Annotated in this window: 14 protein-coding genes; 4 read left to right on the forward strand and 10 right to left on the reverse strand. The window is 70.1% G+C overall.

Annotation, left to right across the window (positions count from 1 at the left end; genetic code table 11):
* Nucleotides 1–25: 25 nt before the first annotated feature.
* A complete protein-coding gene (locus Ate02nite_RS41285; RefSeq protein WP_203813392.1) occupies nt 26–613 on the reverse strand; it encodes a phosphatase PAP2 family protein in 588 nt (195 codons plus the stop codon).
* Between the two features lie 126 nt (nt 614–739).
* Between Ate02nite_RS41285 and Ate02nite_RS41290 the strand changes: the two genes are divergently transcribed.
* Nucleotides 740–1,663: a hypothetical protein gene (locus Ate02nite_RS41290; protein WP_203813393.1), complete on the forward strand. Its 924-nt coding sequence runs from the start codon at nt 740–742 to the stop codon at nt 1,661–1,663.
* Nucleotide 1,664: 1 nt separating this feature from the next.
* Here Ate02nite_RS41290 and Ate02nite_RS41295 read toward each other — a convergent pair whose 3' ends face one another.
* Nucleotides 1,665–2,231 (reverse strand): mycothiol transferase, encoded by a 567-nt coding sequence (locus Ate02nite_RS41295; RefSeq protein ID WP_203813394.1) that lies wholly within the window; start codon nt 2,229–2,231, stop codon nt 1,665–1,667.
* Nucleotides 2,232–2,274: 43 nt separating this feature from the next.
* On the opposite strand from Ate02nite_RS41295, the gene Ate02nite_RS41300 reads away from it, so the two are divergent.
* The gene (locus Ate02nite_RS41300) at nt 2,275–2,973 is read left to right on the forward strand and encodes a uridine kinase family protein (RefSeq protein ID WP_203813395.1); all 699 of its coding nucleotides are present in this window, start codon (nt 2,275–2,277) and stop codon (nt 2,971–2,973) included.
* Here the strand turns inward: Ate02nite_RS41300 and Ate02nite_RS41305 are convergent.
* The 8 genes from Ate02nite_RS41305 to Ate02nite_RS41340 form a co-directional block, all read right to left on the reverse strand.
* On the reverse strand, nt 2,928–3,674 hold the full coding sequence (locus tag Ate02nite_RS41305) for an SDR family oxidoreductase (RefSeq protein ID WP_203813396.1): 747 nt from the start codon (nt 3,672–3,674) through the stop codon (nt 2,928–2,930). The two genes, Ate02nite_RS41300 and Ate02nite_RS41305, sit on opposite strands and share 46 nt — an antisense overlap.
* 2 nt (nt 3,675–3,676) lie before the next feature.
* Nucleotides 3,677–4,501, reverse strand: coding sequence for a 5-deoxy-glucuronate isomerase (gene iolB, locus Ate02nite_RS41310; protein ID WP_203813397.1), 825 nt, complete (start codon nt 4,499–4,501; stop codon nt 3,677–3,679).
* Nucleotides 4,502–4,509: 8 nt separating this feature from the next.
* A complete protein-coding gene (locus Ate02nite_RS41315; protein WP_203813398.1) occupies nt 4,510–5,625 on the reverse strand; it encodes a glycoside hydrolase family 88 protein in 1,116 nt (371 codons plus the stop codon).
* The gene (locus tag Ate02nite_RS41320) at nt 5,622–6,272 is read right to left on the reverse strand and encodes a hypothetical protein (RefSeq protein WP_203813399.1); all 651 of its coding nucleotides are present in this window, start codon (nt 6,270–6,272) and stop codon (nt 5,622–5,624) included. Before Ate02nite_RS41320 ends, Ate02nite_RS41315 begins: the two co-directional genes overlap by 4 nt.
* A 4-nt stretch (nt 6,273–6,276) precedes the next feature.
* Nucleotides 6,277–7,158 (reverse strand): carbohydrate ABC transporter permease, encoded by an 882-nt coding sequence (locus Ate02nite_RS41325; RefSeq protein ID WP_203813400.1) that lies wholly within the window; start codon nt 7,156–7,158, stop codon nt 6,277–6,279.
* Complete coding sequence (locus Ate02nite_RS41330; RefSeq protein WP_203813401.1) at nt 7,155–8,063, reverse strand: carbohydrate ABC transporter permease; 909 nt, start codon at nt 8,061–8,063, stop codon at nt 7,155–7,157. The genes Ate02nite_RS41325 and Ate02nite_RS41330 overlap by 4 nt, the downstream gene beginning before the upstream one ends.
* 69 nt (nt 8,064–8,132) lie before the next feature.
* A complete protein-coding gene (locus Ate02nite_RS41335) occupies nt 8,133–9,425 on the reverse strand; it encodes an ABC transporter substrate-binding protein (RefSeq protein WP_203813402.1) in 1,293 nt (430 codons plus the stop codon).
* Nucleotides 9,426–9,427: 2 nt separating this feature from the next.
* The gene (locus Ate02nite_RS41340) at nt 9,428–11,389 is read right to left on the reverse strand and encodes a DUF2264 domain-containing protein (protein WP_239148096.1); all 1,962 of its coding nucleotides are present in this window, start codon (nt 11,387–11,389) and stop codon (nt 9,428–9,430) included.
* 152 nt (nt 11,390–11,541) lie between these two features.
* Here Ate02nite_RS41340 and Ate02nite_RS41345 point away from each other — a divergent pair, with 152 nt between their 5' ends.
* Nucleotides 11,542–14,118: a heparinase II/III domain-containing protein gene (locus tag Ate02nite_RS41345; protein ID WP_239148112.1), complete on the forward strand. Its 2,577-nt coding sequence runs from the start codon at nt 11,542–11,544 to the stop codon at nt 14,116–14,118.
* Nucleotides 14,115–15,188 carry a substrate-binding domain-containing protein gene (locus Ate02nite_RS41350; protein ID WP_239148097.1) on the forward strand — a complete coding sequence of 358 codons (1,074 nt, stop codon included), beginning with the start codon at nt 14,115–14,117 and terminating at the stop codon, nt 15,186–15,188. Before Ate02nite_RS41345 ends, Ate02nite_RS41350 begins: the two co-directional genes overlap by 4 nt.
* Nucleotides 15,189–15,286 lie beyond the last annotated feature (98 nt).

Below are 15,286 nucleotides of genomic sequence, written 5' to 3' on the forward strand. Positions count from 1 at the left end.
CGCGCGTTACAAAAAGAGCAATCGGCTACCGCAACGCTCCGAAGACGCCTCCGGCCACTGCGGCCCCGATCGCCGCTCCGACCAGCACCTGCGCGGTCGTGTGGTCACGCAGGCGCACGCGGGACCAGCCGACGGCTGCCGCCACCGCGCCGGTCAGCAGGAGCCACGGGCCGAAGACCATGGTCAGCACCACCGTGGTCGCCGCGGCCACCCCGGAGTGGATGCTCGACTTCCAGAAGTGGTTGATGCCGGTGGCGATCACCCCGCCGGCCAGCGACGCCACAATCAGCGCGGTCACCTCGCGCGGCGCATGGAAGATCAACAGCAGAAGAACCCCGACCGTCACCGAGGCCAGGCCGAACAGCAACGGCCTGGTCCGCTGCTCGCGGACCCCGATGTGGTGGTCGCTCAGGGTGCCTCCGCGCACGCCTTTCAAGATCATGGCGTACGGGATGACCGCACAGAAAACGCTGGCCAGCAGCCCCCACAGCAATCCCCGGGTAACCGACGAGCCCGACTGCGCGCCGACCACCAGGGGCAGCAGGCCGGCCAGCACGGCCGGGGCGAAGACCTCGGTCAGCCCGCGTGCCAAGGTGTCTCCGGTGTTTCGCATCGGTCACATCCTGCCTTCCCTGCGGACGCTTCTCGTGTTGAAATGAAGATCTTCGATCCGCGTTGGGCTGCGATGCGTATCACTGGTGAACCGTGGCAGACACGCCCGGCGAGTGGAGGTGCCGCGGTGTCCGGTCAGGCGGGCAACACCGATGATCGGGGCTGGTTCCAGGCGGTGAACGAGCCCACCCAAACCATGCCCACCGTCCCGCGGCAGCCGCCGCCGGTGGTGGTGGCCCGGGCGGTCATCGTCTACCAGGAGAAACCGCGCCGGCCCTGGCGGCTGTGGGCGTTCACGGCGGTGCTTGTCGCGCTGACCATCGGCGTCGTGCTGGGCCAGACGGTGGCGTTCGAGCCCACCTACCGCTCGACCGCCAACGCGCAGACCCCCACCCCGGCCGACGTCATCCAGTCGCTGCCGGCGAGTGCCGCGGCCTGGCCGGACGACGCGCACCGGCTCTCCGCCCCGCTCGGCACGATCAAGACCCGCACCCTCGAGGTGTCCGGCACGTCGGCGGTGCTGCACGTGCGCAGCGCCGACCTGGGCGACAAGCTCTTCGACGTGGCGACGATCGACCGCAGCGCGGTCCCCCGCCTGGAGGATTCCAAGGCCGGCGCCAAGGTCGAGCTGATCAAGACCGGCGAGGCCGGCACGGTGGGCGCCGAGATCCAGCTCAACGCCAAGGTGGCCTGGACCCTCAAGCTGACCGGCGGCACCTCGGAGCAGAACGTCGACATGCAGGCCGGCGGGGCCGCGGCGATCACGCTGGCCGGCGGCACCGCGCACGCGGTGCTCCAACTGCCACCCCCGACCGGCACGGTCCGTCTGTCGGTGGCGGGTCCGATCGGAGAGCTGAGCGTACGCCGTAAGACCGGCACGCCGATCCGGGTGAAGCTGGCCGGCGGGGCGCAGGCGGCCACCGTGGACGGCAAGGCCCGGGGCGAAGTGAAGCCCGGAACGCTGAGCTCGACCGACTACAAGACCGCGAAGAACCGCTACGACGTCTCCGTGACCGGCAAGGTCTCGGCGGTGCTGACCGAGACGTTCTAGCTCAGTCTTCAGTCCGGTCAAGGGCGGCGGCGGGGCGGTCGGACGGGGGATCCTCACCGGTCAGGCCGTCGATCGCCTCGCGGAACAGGTCGGCGTGGCCGACGTGCCGGGCGTACTCGTCGTGCAGGTCGGCGACGATCCGCCGCAGGTTGGGATGGTTGCCGTCGCCGTCGCTGGTGAACTTGGCCGGCTGATCGAGCCCGCCCTCGGCGAGGGCCGCCGCCATGGCCGCCCGCGACCGGACGACGGCGTCCCGCCACAGCCGGTAGAGCACCTCCGGTGAATCCTCGGCGGCCGACCGCCACACCCAGGTGGGGTCGCCGGGGTCGGCGTCGGAGAGCGGCGGGCCGGGCGGCCGCCCGCTGAAGTCGATCGTGTACCGCTCCTCGACCAGGGCCAGGTGCTTGATCAGCCCGCCCAGCGTCATGGTCGACGGCGGGTGCGCCCGGCCCAGCGCCTCGGCGTCGAGCCCGCCGGCCTTCCAGGCGAAGGTCTCGCGCGACCGGTCCAATACGTACAGCAGCATCTCTTGCTCGCCGGCGGTCAGCGACGGCTCCGGGACGGTCATGGCGATCAGGTTATGCCGATCCGGCCCGGGGTACCGCCCCGGCATGGAACTAGGACCGGGTGAACCGGCAGCGGGACCGTGGCGGGTCGAGCCGGTGGAGGTGTTCGCCCGCACGCTGGCCGAGGCGGCGGGCAACCCGACCGGCCGCCCCCGCATCATCGCCGTGGACGGTCGCGGTGGCGGCGGCAAGACCGCCCTGGCCGACCGGCTCAGCCACCACCTGGGCCCGGCGGCCGTGGTGCACTCCGACGACGTCGCGTGGGGGCACGCCCGTTTCGGCTGGGACGACCTGATGATCACCGGCGTCCTGGAACCGCTGCGCGCCGGCTACCCGATCCACTACCGCCCGCCGGGTTGGCCCCCAGAGCGACCCGGCCACCTGAACGCGCCGGCCGGCCTGGCGACCGTGCTGATCGAGGGCGTCGGGGTGTCCCGCCGATCGCTCGCGCCACTGGTCGACGTCGCGGTCTGGATCCAGTCCGACTACGTCGAGGCCAAGCAGCGCGGCGTACGCCGCGACCTGGCCGACCTGGGCCGCACCCCGGCGGAGGCGGACCGCCTCTGGGACGAGTGGGAGGCCGAGGAGGTGCCGTTCCTCGAGGAGGACCAGCCCTGGCTGCGGGCCCACGTCATCGTCGGCACCGCCTCGTCGCTCCCGCACGACCCGGACACCGAGGTGGTCGTGGCCGAGCAGGGTCAGCGGGCCAGCCAGCCGCCGTCGACCGGGAGGACCGTGCCGTGAATGTAGGCGGCCGCGTCGGAGGCCAGGAAGACGACCGCGCCGGCCAGGTCGGCCGGGGTGCCCCAGCGGGCGGCCGGAATGCGGTCGAGGATGGCGGCCGAACGGGCCGGGTCGTCGCGTAGCGCGGCCGTGTTGTCGGTGGCCATGTAGCCGGGAGCGACCGCGTTGACGTTCACGCCGTGCGCGGCCCACTCGTTGGCCAGGGCCTTGGTCAGGCCGACCACCGCGTGCTTGGCTGCCGCGTAGGCCGGGACCCGGATGCCGCCCTGGAAGGACAGCATCGACGCGACGTTGATGATCTTCCCGCCGAAACCGCCGCCCGGCCGGTCCAGCATGACCCGGCCGGCCGCCTGGGACAGGTGCCAGACCGCGTTCAGGTCGACGGTGAGCACGTCGTTCCAGTCCTCGGCGGTGACCGCGGTGGCGTCGTCGCGGCGGATGATGCCGGCGTTGTTGACCAGGATGTCGAGCCGGCCCAGCTCGTCGACCACGGTCCGCACGGCCGCCGACAGCTCGGCCGGGGTGGCCGTGGCCAGGTCGCACGGCACGTGCAGGGCGGCCCCGGCGGCGCCGCTGCGGCCGAGGACGGCCACCTCGGCGCCGGCCTCGGCCAGGGCGGTCGCGCACCCCAGGCCGAGGCCACGGTTGCCGCCGGTGACCACGGCGACCCGCCCGTCCAGCCGGAAGCTGTCCAGGATCATCCTCAGTGCCCCAGGTCGCGCAGCATCGGCACGGTCCGGCCCACCCAGGAGAGGTTGACGTCCTCGAAGGCGCCCTGGGTGCGTTGCGTGCCGGCCAGGAACCACAGGTAGTAGGTGGTGTAGCCGGGCGCGCTGGCCACCGTGTGGTAACCGGACGGCATCATCTGCACGGCGTGGTCGCGAGCCGTGTAGTTCTCCTCGTACCCGTCGTCGGTGTAGACCCGGGAGATCCCGAAGCCGTCGCCGGGCGACACCCGGAAGTAGTACATCTCCTCGTGCTGGGCCTCGCCGGGCAGGTCGTCGACGGCGTGCCGGTGCGGCGGGAACGTGCTCCAGTTCCCGGACGGGGTGTAGGTCTCCCCTACGATCAGCCGCCGGGCCGGAAGGTCGGGCTGGGCGATCTCGGTGAGGATCTGGTGGAAGGTGCGCCCGAAGTTGGCGGCACCCCACCGGCCGGCGGCCACCTGCGGCGGCGCGATGACGTACGGCGGCACGTCCAGGTCGCTGGGCGCGCTGGGCAGGGCGATCTCGACGTTTCCGACGGCCGTGATCGCGTACGCCGTACCGGCCGGAATGTAGACCGAGTGCGGCTTGCCGCCGAAGACGTTGGGGCGACCACCGACGGCCTCGAATTTCTCGGCGCCGACGGTGAACGAGGCGGTCCCGCCGAGGATGACCGCGAGGATCTCCCGGTCGCCGGACTCGCCGGACCAGGACTCCCCGGCCGACAACCGCAGCAGCTGGAAGTCGAGCAGGTCGCAGGGGTTGACCGGCAGTTCGTTGAGGCCGGGCGCGGACGGGATCGTGCAGTGGTACCTGTAGTCCATGGGTCTCCTCACCAGTGATCGGCCCAGTCGGGGCGGGTGACGCGGGTGAGGGCCTCCAGGTAGAAGTAGTCGCCCCAGAGATTCCCCTCGTCCACACCCACCCCCTTGGGCTTGTCGTAGACGCCGTGCAGGATCAGCGCGTTCGAGTCCGGCTGCGCGGCCGTCGAGTAGTGGTCGATGAGCGAGGCGAGGATCCGCCCGGCCGCCGCGCGGTAGCGGTCCCCGCCCAGGGTGAGCAGCCCGCACACGGCGATCGCGGCGGCCGAGCTGTCCCGCTCCTCGCCGCTGCCATCGGAGAACACCAGATCCCAGTACGGGACGTCGTCGGCCGGCAGCCGGCTGAGGAACCGTTCCGCGCAGCGGTGGGCGGCGTCCAGCAGCGTCGGGTCGCCGGTGTGCCGGTGGTTGAGCGCGAAACCGTAGATGCCCCAGGCCTGGCCGCGCGCCCAGCAGGACTCGTCGGAGTTGCCCTGCTCGGTCTCGCCGCGCAGCGGTTCCCCGGTCGCCGGGTCCCAGTAGAAGGTGTGGAACGTGGTGCCGTCCGGCCGCAGGATGTGGTCGCGCAGCTGGGTGGCGTGCCGGCGGGCGATGTCCGCGTAACGCGGGTCCCCGGTGATCTCCGACGCCCAGAACAGCAGTGGCGTGTTCATCAGGCTGTCGATGATGGTCCGGCCCTGCTGGCGGGGGTCGGTCATGTCGCCCCAGGCCTGGATGATCCCGGCCGGTTCGAGCACCCGGGTGAGCAGGTGGTCGGCGGCGGCCAGGGCGGCGTCCCGGGCCACCGTGTCGCCGGCCAGCCGCCACGGCACCACGCAGGAGAGCGTGTAGAGGAAGCCCAGGTCGTGGGTGTCCACGTCGGACAGCGTGGCGATCCGGTCGGCGAAGCTCGGCACGTGGCCGGCGGCGGCCCGCGCATAGGACTCCTCGCCGGTCAGCTCGTGGGCGAGCCACACCATCCCCGGCCAGAAGCTGGTGGTCCAGCCGATGTTGCCGGGCCGCTCGGCGTACCGCCCGCCGGCCGTGGTGTCCCCGGGGTAGCCGGTGCCGAACGCGGCGATGTTCTCGTCGATCGTGCGCAGCGCGGCCGCGATAGCAGGACTGTGGCGCACGTCAGTGGCCGTCATACGACTCCTCGGGTTACAGGCAGCACTGCGGTCAGGGAAAAGCGGCTGCCGGACCACACCAGGTAGAGCAGCGGGGCGGCGGCCAGGCCCAGCGCGATCGCCGGCCGGGTCGAGAGCAGCACCTCGAACAGACCGAGCACGACCAGCGAGAACAGCGTCAGATACCAGTGCCGGACGGCGAGGAACAGGCTTACCCGGGCCGCGTCGCGCAGCCGGACCGTCGGTCGCTCGGACAGCACCACCAGGGCCAGCACCGTCGTGGCCAGCACCAGCACGATCGCGACCGCCAGCAGCGGAATGACCAGCGCGCCCACCGGCCGCCCCCACACGAAGCGGATGTCGGCGCCGAGCACGACGACGGTCGCGGTGGCGGCCGCGACCAGGGCCAAAGAACGGCGCGCCGAGGCGCGCCACACCCGCGTGAAGGTCCGGGCCACGTCGATGTCGCGATCGGCCGAGTACGCGGCGAGCACCGCGAACGCGCCGCACACCCCCGGACCGGCCAGTGGGGTGAGCAGCGCCAGCAGCGGCCAGGACCGGCCCGGGTCGGTGGTCATCAGCAGCACCACCAGCGGCGCGCAGGAGAGCGCGAGCAGCAGGTTCGTCATCAGTCCCAGATAGGCGAGGTCGAAGAAGCGCTTGATCACGGCCTCACCCCTTCAGCCCGGTGCTGGCGATGCCCTCGACGAAGTAGCGCTGGCCGAGCAGGAAGATGACCGCGATCGGCAGCACCGACAGCACCGAGCCCGTCATGATCAGCGCGTACTCGGCGTTATAGGTGTTCACGAAGGTCTTGAGGCCGATCTGGATCGTCCACAGGTCGCGGCTGCGCAGGTAGATCAGCGGTCCCATGTAGTCGTTCCAGGTCGTGACCAGGGTGAGCAGCGACAGGCTGGCCAGCGCGGGCACCGACAGCGGCAGCATGATCCGGCGGTAGATGCCGTACTCGCTCATGCCGTCGATCCGGGCCGCGTCCAGCAGTTCGTCGGGGATCGACTCGTAGTACTGCTTCATCAGGAACACGCCGAACGCGCCGAACGCCTGCAGCGCGATGATCGACCACCGGGTGTCCGACAGGTGCAGCTTCGAGAACAGGATGAACTGCGGGATCATGTAGGACTGCCAGGGCACGGCGAGGGTGCCGAGGTAGGCCAGGAACAGCACGTTGCGGCCCGGGAAACGGATCTTGGCGAAGCCGTACGCGGCGAAGCTGCCGGTCAGCACCTGCAGGAAGGTGACCGCGACCGACAGGATCAGGGTGTTGACCAGCCACGTCGTCATGTCCGACTTCTGCCAGATGTCGAGGTAGTTGCGCCAGACGACCGGGTCGGGCAGCCACTGCACCGGGATCGTGTAGACGTCGTTGTTCGCCTTCAGCGACGACATCAGCATCCAGTAGAACGGCAGCAGAATGGCGGCGGCCGCGACGATCAGGGCCGCGTAGCCGAGAAAGCGGATCGGGCGGCGACTGCGACGCGGAGGCGGATCGAGCGAGAGCCGGCGGTCCAGCACCGGCGCTTCCAGGAGGGTCATGAGTCGCTCCCCCGCCGGTTGATCAGGAACTGGACGACGGTGACCACGAAGCAGATCAGGAACAGCGCGATCGAGATCGTGGACGCGTAACCGAACTGGTTCTCCACGAAGCCCTTCTGGTAGATGTACTGCGACAGCACCAGGGTGGACTGGCCGGGCCCGCCGTTGGTCATCACCAGGATCACGTCGAAGACCTTGAAGCTGCCGATGGTGAGCATCACGACCACGAAGAACGTGGTCGGCCGCAGCCCGGGCAGCGTCACCGCCCGGAACCGCTGCCAGGAGTTGGCCCCGTCCACCTTTGCCGCCTCGTACAGCTGGGCCGGAATGGTTTGTAATCCGGCCAGGAACAGCAGCATGTAATAACCCATCTCGCGCCAGGTCCCCACGATGATCACCGACGGCATCGACCAGTCGGCGGACGTGGTCCAGCCCGGCGGATTCGCCACGCCGACGCCGCGCAGGAACGCGTTGATCGGCCCGTATCCCGGGCTGAACAGCATGTTCCACACCTGGGCCAGCGCCACGATCGAGGTGATGTAGGGGAAGAAGGCGACGGTCCGGAAGAACGCCACCCCGCGCAGCCGCTGGTTGAGCAGCAGCGCCAGAGCCAGCGCGGCGACCAGGGTGAGCGGGATGTGGAAGACCGTGTAGTAGAGGGTGTTGCGCAGGGCGGTCCGGAAGCTGGCGTCGTGCAGCATCTGCCGGACGTTCTCCAACCCCGTCCACTCGGCGCCGCCGAACACGTTCCAGCTGGTGAACGCGTAGTAGAAGAGCAGCGCGACCGGCACCAGGGTGAGCACGACGAAGCCGGCGAAGTTGGGCAGCAGGAACGACCAGCCGATCGCCGTGTTGCGCAACACCTGCCGGCCTCGCCTGCGGCGGGCCAACGGCAGAGAGGTCATGTCAAGCTCCCGGGTGGTTTCGATGCCGCGGGCGTACGGCGTGAGCACACGCCCGCGGCACCGGCGTCGCTACTTGTTGAGGACCTCGTTCTTGGCCCGGTCCTGCGCCTCGGTGATCGCCGCGTCCACGCCCTTGCTGCCGGACATGACCGCGGTGTGCAGGTCGGACAGGATGTTCTGCAGCGCGGCGGTGTACTTGGAGACCGGGTTCTCCGGTTTCGTGTCGTGCTTGGTGAAGGCGAACTTCGACAGGTCGTCCTGCGGCACGCCCTGGAGCTGGAAGAACGTGTCCTTGACCGCTTCCGTGTCAGCCGGCGTGATGCCGATGCCCGCTAGCGCCTTGGCGCCGTCCGGCCCCGCCGCGTACTGAAGGAAGGCCTTGGCAGTTGCCTCTTTGCCCTTGCCGATCTTGGGGTTGATGCCGAGGCCGGTCGGGTCGCCGAAGGTGACCGGCGTGGCGTTCGGCCCGGTCGTGCTCTTGTCGAGCTGCGGCGCGGGTGCGAAGCCCCAGTCGAACTTGTCGGCGTCGCCCGAGCCCTGCTGCTTGAGCAGGGTGGCGACGTACCAGGAGCCCATCACCATCATCGCGGCCTGCTGCTTGCCGAACTGGGCCTGGTAGGTGAGGTTGTTGGTGGTGGCGTCGCCGAACTTCACCTGCGCGCCCGCGTTCTGCAGGGCGAGCACCCGGTCGTAGTACGGCTTGAGGTAACCGAAGTTGCCGCTCTCGATGCTGGCGCCCTGGGTCTGGGCGAGCGCGAAGCCCTGCACTGTCGACTGCCAGATGTGCTCGTAGTCGCCCTTGGGGCCGCCGAGCTTCGCGGTCAGCTCCTTCGACGCGGTGGCGTAGTCGTCCCAGGTCCAGGTGCCGTCCGGAATCTTCACCCCGGCCTTGGCGAACAGCGTCTTGTTGTAATAGAGGACCCAGGAGTCCTGCCGGTACGGGATCGCATAGGTCTTGCCGTCGGCCTGGTAGTTGGCGATGCCGCCGACCTTGTCGCCGAGGGCCGCGGCCACATCGGACACGTCGACCAGCTGCTTGCCGTTCTGGTAGGTGTAGAAGTTCTTCAGGGTCTTCTGCGCGTAGATGTCCGGGGCCTTGCCGGCGGCGAGGTCGGCGACCATCTGGGTGTCGTAGTTGGCCGCGTCGTACTCCTTGAGCTCCACCGTGACGTCGGGGTGCGTCGCGTGGAAGCCGTCGGCCAGGGTCTTGAACTCGGGGGTGGTGGCGAAGCTCCACCCGGCGAGGGTGAGCGTCTGCGGCCCACCGGCCGATCCCTCATCGTCATCGCCGCTGCTGCAGCCGGCCAGGACCAACGAGATCGCCGCGGTGGCGCCGAGGACGGCCGCGAGTGAGCGTTTCATCCTTACTCCTTGGTTAGCGGGGTGCGGGTGGTAACGCCGTCCGGCCAGGTGGCCCGGACCTCCCACCCGTGGTCTATTTCGGCCGTCGCGGTCGGCGGGGCCGGGTCACGCGAGAGCCCGACGAGCGCCGCGACCCACTCCCCCGGTCCGACCGGCCAGTCGAGCCAGGGCACGGTCGTCGCACCAAGCGGCCCGTCGTGGGCTTCCACCCCACCGTTAGCGCCACCAACGTTCGTCGCCCTAACGTTCGTCTCACGAACGTTGGCCTCACGAACGTTCGTCTCACTAACGTTGGCGACCCTAACGTTCGTCTCACGAACGTTAGGGCGACTAACGTTTGTGCCGCTAACGTTCGGGGCGCTTATCAGTGGGATCAGGTGGGAGTGCAGGTCGGCTGTTACCGGCCAGCCGCCCATCCGCAGCGTGCCCGCTCGGTCGGTGTGCGCCAGGCGGATCTCCCACGGGCCGCGCACCAGGGAGAACACGGTGATCTCGCCGGCCTCGACCGACTGGCCGAGCCGGCCGCTGCCGTGGTCGCGCTGGTCGGGGATCGGGGTGTTCCAGTGCGCGACGCCGGTCGAGCCGGCCACGCCGACCTCGCCGTCGATGCGGACGTCCAGCGTGCGAAACCCGGTGCGATGTGAGCGGCGGCCGCTGTCGTCGACAAGCACCACCGACTGGTCGAGAGGTTCGGTCCAGCCGCTCTCGTCGAGGATCGGGAACGTCGCGGTGGAGTAGCCGATCCGGGCGTACAGCGGGGAATCTCCGGTGGTAGCGCCCTCGACGTCGTGATCGGTGCCGTGGTTGATCACCCGTACGATGCCGTCAGCCTTTGATCCGGAGATCAGCCACCCGGGGGCCCGGACCGCTCGCAGCACGTCTCCGGTTTCGATCGGAAGCGGCTCGGCCGGCGCGGTCCACACCGGATGGCCGGCCGGCAGGGCGACGCCGAGCATGCCCTTGCTGGCCCAGTAGGGCGAGCCCGGCCCGGAGTAGGACTGGGCGATCCGCGGCCACCGGCCATGCCAGCCGATGGACAGCAGGCCGTCGGCGTCCGGGGCGCCGTGGTCGGCGAAGTGGTGGACGATCCGGTCGGCGGCGTGCCGCAGCGCGCCCGGCGACGTCGACGGAACCCCGGCCAGGGCACCGGCCCAGAACGGCGCGGCCGCGGCGAACCGGTAGGTGAGGCTGCGGCCCTGGATCAGCGGCGAGCCGTCCGCGCCGACCAGGGTGATCGCGTCCCGCAGGTACCGGTCAAGGTCGGCGATGTCCCGGTCACGGCGGGAGTCGGCCAGGTCGCTCGCCCCGGCCATCCGCGCCCACAGGATCGGATAGAGGTGCAGCGCCCAGCCGGTGTAGTGGTCGTAGGCCCGGCTCGGACCGTCGGCGAGCCAGCCGCCGGAACGGCGGAAGCTGTCGTGGGCACGCAGGTCGTCGACCATCTCGGTGCCCGACCAGGGGCCGCCGACCGAGCGCAGGAAGGTCTGCACAACCAGCCGGAACCACACCCAGTTGATCTGCGGGTAGGTGTCGTCGCCGACCGCCGGGGACAGGTAGTCGACGACCTGCTCCTGCACTTGGGGAGTCAGTCGGTCCCAGATCCAGGGCCGGGTCAGGTCGAGGATCAGGGCGATCGAGGCGGCCTCGACCTTGGCCTGGCCGTGCTCGTCTAGCCGGGTCCAGCGTTCCTCATCGGGCGCCTTCGGGTCGGTGCCGGCGGCGAGACCCGCCGCGTACCACTCGGCGAGTTCGTCGAGGCCTCGGCCTCGCTCCCCGGCAATCCGAAAACCGGCGAGCAGAAACGTACGGGCGAAGCCCTCCAGCCCGTCGACGGAGCGACCGAAACCGCCCTCGGTCCCGGGCACGTTGATCAGGGCGTGGCCGGGTGAGGCGTGCCGCCGGGCGGCGGTGAGCATCCGGTCGGCGAGGGCCAGCCAGTCGTCGCGGGAGTGGTTCTCGGGCACGCGTCACCGTCCGATGTGCTCGGCAGCTTCGGGGTTTATGGCGGGTTTCCGGGAAGTAAAACGCTCAGATTCAATCATGTCAACGCCATGTTCATCCTGAATGGAATCCAAAGTGCTCTGATACGATCACGATCGATCACAGTGGAGGCGTGATGGCCGATCTCCTGCTCCCCCCGGCGCAGTCACTGCCGGTGCTGGATGTCGCCTTGTTCGACGCGCCGACGATTCGCGGCCTCACCGAGCGGGCCGCCGACGATCGCGCCAGGCCGTGGCCGACGCTGCTGGCCAGCGGTTACGCCCGCTACTTCCGGGACGGTGACCGCGACGCGTACGAGCAACTGCTCTGGGAGCGAACCGACCGCCTGACCCGGACGGCCGTGCTGGCGGCCGCCACCCGGGACCCCGCATGGATCGACGCCGCCGCCGACGGGGTGCTGCTGTTCTGCGAGCAGAGCACCTGGTGCTGGCCGGCCCACGACGACTCGCACGCGCGGCACGGTTCGGTGCTGCCCACGGTCACGTCGCCCTACCTCGACCTCGGGGCCGGCGAGGTGGCGATGCAGCTCGCCTGGATCGACCATCTGCTCGGCCCGCTCTTCGACACCGCGATGCCCGGCCTGCGGGCCCGCATCCGCTACGAGGTCGACCGGCGCGTCCTGACCCCGTTCGAGACCCGGCGCGACTGGCACTGGCTGGCCGAGCCGCTGAGCAACTGGAGCCCGTGGATCCACGGAAACGTCCTGGTGGCGGCCCTGCGCCTGGTCGACGACACCGCCCGGCGCGACCGCCTGGTCCGGCTGATCGCCGACGGCCTCGACCGCTACGCGGCCTCGCTGCCGCCCGACGGCGCCATCGACGAGGGATATTCCTATTGGTGGAACGGCGCCTGCCGGCTGCTGGAGGCATACGACCTGCTGGCGTACGCGAGTAACGGCGCCCTGGGCGACGCAACCGCCTGGCCGGCCCTGCGCGAGACGGTGGCGTTCCCGCACCGCCTGCACCTGGGCGGCAACTGGTACGTGAACCACGCCGACGGCTGGGCCCGCCCACCCCTGTCCCAGCCCTGGCACGCCCTGCACCGAGCGGCCCGCCTATTCGGCGACCGAGAGGCCGAAGCCCACGCCGCCGCCCACCGCAACCCGTCCGCCCCGGTGCTGGACGAGTCCCAGGGCCTGGGCCGCCTGCTAACAGCCCTGACCGACCCAGCGTGGCAGGCCGCAGCCCACCCACCCACAGCGAGCCCCGCGCCCACACCGGGTCTCACGCCCACACCCATACCCGCGGACGCGGACGCGGACGCGGACGCGGACGCGGACGCGCCGAACGCTCCGGATCTTGTGGAGTTCCCGCAAGGAGTGAGCACCAACTCCACAAGATCGCGGCAAACGCCGACGCCCGCCCTCACCTCCAACCCCAACCCCCGCGATCTTGGCGAAAGCGCGTTCGGAACGGACACCAGCTCCACAAGATCGCGGCTGACGCCGACGCCTGCCGCCGCGCCGGCACCACCACCCCCCGACCTTGCGGAACAACCGCTCGCAGCTGATACCAACCCCACAAGATCGCGGCAATCGTCGACGCCCACCCTCACCTCCAACCCCAACCCCCGCGATCTTGGCGAAAGCGCGTTCGGAACGGACACCAGCTCCACAAGATCGCGGCTGACGCCGACGCCTGCCGCCGCGCCGGCGCCGTCAACTCCCGACCTTGCGGAACAACCGCTCGGAGCGAACACGAACCCCACAAGATCGCAGCGGCCGCCGGCGCCAACGCCCAGCCTCCGCGATCTTGGCGAGAACGCGCTCGGAACTGACACCAACCCCACAAGATCGCAGCAATCGGCGCAACCCACCGCCGCGCCGGCGCCGGCCACCCCCGACCTTGCGGAACAACCGCTCGGAGCAGACGCCAACCCCACAAGATCGCAGCAATCGGCGCAACCCACCGCCGCGCCGGCGCCGGCCACCCCCGACCTTGCGGAACAACCGCTCGGAGCAAACGCCAACCCCACAAGATCGCGTGAGTCGGCGGTGGGGCGGGGTGTGGGGGTGGACGTGTGGTTTCCGTCTACGCAAGTGCTGGTCAGGCGGGGTGGGCGGGTTGCGCTGGCCGTTAAGGGTGGGCATAACGGGGAGAACCACAACCACAATGACGTTGGGAGCGTCATTGTGGCGCTTGGTGGGGTGCCGGTGGTTGTGGATCCTGGGCGGCCTACCTATACGCGGGAGACGTTCGGGGCGGATCGGTATTCGATCTGGACCATGCGTAGCTCCTGGCACAACACTCCGACGATCCTCGGGCTGGAGCAGCTCGACGGGCGGGAGTACGCCGCTGCCGACGTACGGGTTGGGGACGGTGGGATTTCTCTGGAGCTTTCCCACGCGTACGGCATGGGAGGCAGTTGGCGGCGGACCGCCTCGCTGGACCACGACGTGGTTCTTGTGCGTGATGAGTGGGAGCTCGGTGGGGGCGGGACTAGTTTGATCCACTATGTCCTGGCCGGATCAGTTTCGGTCGGGGACGGGTTTGCCGAGGTTGTCGCGCTGGAGTCGGCGGGGCGCTTGATCTTGTCTTGGGAGCCGGCGGTAACCTGCGCCGTCACCGTGCGCGAGCTGGACGATCCGATGCTGGGTGACGTCTGGGGCGAGCGCCTGACCAGGCTCGACATCGACGTCACCGGTCTCGGGCCGAGCGGTAGCCTCGAACTGACCGTTAAGGAGCAGCGGTGAGCACCTCAGACAAGCGTGGGCCACTCCAGGTGGCCCGGCGCGCCCGGCTGCTCGAGGCGCTGCAACGCGACGGCGTGCTGCGCATCTCCGACCTCACCGACGCACTTGGCGCGGCCGCCGTCACGATTCGTCGCGACATCGCTCAGATGGCGTCGGAAGGCCTGGTCAAGCGGGTGCATGGCGGGGTGGCGCTGCCGTCGGCCTCGGTGGAAGAAGCGGTGGAGGGCGGCGGCGAGTCGATCGGGATGCTGGTGCCGTCGCTCGACTACTACTACCCGAGCGTGGCGCAGGGGGCCGAGGAGGCCGCCCGCGAGTTGGACATGCGGATCGTGCTGCGTGGCTCGTCGTACGAGTCGGAGGATGACCTTCCGCAGCTCAGCCGGCTGGTTGAGCAGGGCGCGGAGGCGCTGATCGTGGTGCCCCGGATGGATGCGCCGACCTCGGCCCGCACCATCGAGTGGCTCAACGACCTGGACATCCCGGTGGTGCTGCTGGAACGTACGGCCACCGGCGGGGTGCACCACGAGTACCTCGAGTCGGTGGTGACCGATCATGCCCTCGGCGCCGCGATGGCGGTGCGGCATCTGACCGCTCTCGGACATACCCGGGTGGGGGCGGTGCTCGCCGAGCACAGTCCGACCACGCCGCACATCCGGCGCGGGTGGCTCGAGGCGCTGACCGGGGCGGCCACGGTGGACGCGCTCGTGCCGGACGCCCGGCTGCCCGCCTGCGCCGCCGCGCTGGATGCGGCGCTCGACCGGTGTCGGGAGACCGGGACCACCGCCCTGCTGGTACATGCCGACGCCGAGGCGATCGCCCTGGTTCAGCGGTGTGAGCAGCGCGGACTCGTGGTGCCGCGGGATCTTTCGATCGTCGCGTACGACGATGAGGTGGCCGGGTTGTTCTCGCCGGCGCTGACCGCGGTGCGACCGCCGCGCCGGTCGATCGGCCGGGCCGCGGTGCGGCTGGTCGCCGATCGACTGGCCGATCCGGAGCGGCCGACCCACCGGGTCGTGATAAGCCCATCATTGACCGTGCGAGCCTCCACGGCGGCCCCGACCGCGGCCTGAGCGAACTCCAACCGCAGGCTTGAGCGGTTAAGAAAGCTCCTTATGGGAGCGCTCACATTGAGGCACATCGAATCAGCCGTTCGGTGGATGCGTCGATC

Origin of the sequence: Paractinoplanes tereljensis (genome assembly GCF_016862435.1) — a bacterium.
Lineage (GTDB): Bacteria > Actinomycetota > Actinomycetes > Mycobacteriales > Micromonosporaceae > Actinoplanes > Actinoplanes tereljensis.